2 protein-coding genes are annotated in these 1,430 nt (G+C 39.7%); both read right to left on the reverse strand.

Annotated elements, in window-relative coordinates; all coding sequences use genetic code 11:
- Positions 1-36: 36 nt before the first annotated feature.
- The gene (locus EZ444_RS27040) at positions 37-939 is read right to left on the reverse strand and encodes an IS3 family transposase (protein WP_225874871.1); all 903 of its coding nucleotides are present in this window, start codon (positions 937-939) and stop codon (positions 37-39) included.
- A complete protein-coding gene (locus EZ444_RS27045) occupies positions 861-1,382 on the reverse strand; it encodes a helix-turn-helix domain-containing protein (protein WP_225874872.1) in 522 nt (173 codons plus the stop codon). The genes EZ444_RS27040 and EZ444_RS27045 overlap by 79 nt, the downstream gene beginning before the upstream one ends.
- Positions 1,383-1,430 lie beyond the last annotated feature (48 nt).

A 1,430-nucleotide genomic window follows, 5' to 3' on the forward strand; every position in this document is an offset into this window, starting at 1 on the left:
TGATGTGACCCCAAAAAGTTGGACAGGTTAACAAAATTAAGTTTTTTGTACGAGAGCTCGGTATTCCACCGGGCTCTTTCCATTTAACCTGTTTTTTATTCTTTTATTGTTGTAGTAGTTAATGTATTCTTTTAATGAAAGGATAAACTTTTCTGCTGTTTCAAATCTTTGCGAGTACAGTAATTCTGTCTTTAAGATTCCAAAAAAGTTTTCGGCCACGGCATTATCCAAGCAGTTTCCTTTTCTAGACATGCTCTGTATAATTCCTTGTTTTTCTAAAGTCTTTCTATATCCATAATGCTGATATTGCCAGCCTTGATCAGAATGAAAAATGAGCCCTTTTGTGTCTTTTACTTTATCAAAAGCCTTATGTAACATTTCGTTTATCATCTGCATATTCGGACTTTTGGAGATACTATAGGAGATAACTTCTCCATTGAATAGGTCAAGTATTGGAGATAGGTATATCTTCTCGCCTTTGATGTTTACCTGAGTGACATCCGTAGCCCATTTCTGATTAGGCGAACTTGCCTTGAAATTCCTTTCAAGTACATTGGGGGCAATTTTACCAACTTCGCCTTTGTACGAGCGATAGCGGACTTTCCTGATATTACATTTTAGGTCCAATGTTCCCATTAATCTTTGAACAGTCTTATGATTTATATGATAACCCAGGTTCTTCATTTCGGCCGTTACCCGCCGATACCCATATCTGCCTTTATGCAGGTGAAATATGCGTATGATCTCTTCCTTTTCATCCTTGTATTTATCATCAGTATTCAGATGCTTGCGATGATAGTAAAATACCGAACGAGCCATCTGTTTACAATCCAATAGAATTGCAACATCATGTTCGGGCCTTAGTTCTTCGATGGCTTTTGCCCACTCATGCGTTCGCGGGCTTCTCTTTCCTTGACTAAGGCCGTGACTTTTTTTAATAGTGCGACCTCGGCTCGCAAACGGGCATTCTCTGCCTGGAGCTTCTCTAATTCTGTTTCAGGTTCATGTTTCTTTGATCGCTTCATCACTTTAGTTGATCGTCCACGGTTCTTTTGCTGGTGTAGTGCGCCATAACCCTCAACTCGTACAGATTTTACCCAGCGCTCTAAAGCGGTTCTGCTTACTCCATATTGCAGAACAACCTGTCCTAAAGATACTTCTTTTTCTATAACAGTCCTTACAACTTCTTCCTTGAAATCAGGTGTGGCCCTGATATTAGGCTGTTTGAGTAGCCCATTTTCACCATAAAGATTATACTTCCGAACCCATTCCAAGATCATCCGTTCGCCTATATGGCGTTCACGGGATATGCGCAGTATCGGCTTCCCGTTTTTTACTTGAGAAACTATATCTAGTTTCTCCTCAAATGTGTGTTTTACCATAAATAGTGAACCCCAAAAGTTTTTGTCCAACTTTTGGGGTTCACTTCA

Origin of the sequence: Pedobacter hiemivivus (assembly GCF_004331685.1) — a bacterium.
Taxonomy (GTDB): Bacteria; Bacteroidota; Bacteroidia; order Sphingobacteriales; family Sphingobacteriaceae; genus Pedobacter; species Pedobacter hiemivivus.

Coding starts and splice junctions, on each gene's coding strand:
- EZ444_RS27045 (WP_225874872.1), bottom strand. CDS start 1,382: ATGGTAAAACACACATTTGAGGAGAAACTAGATATAGTTTCTCAAGTA.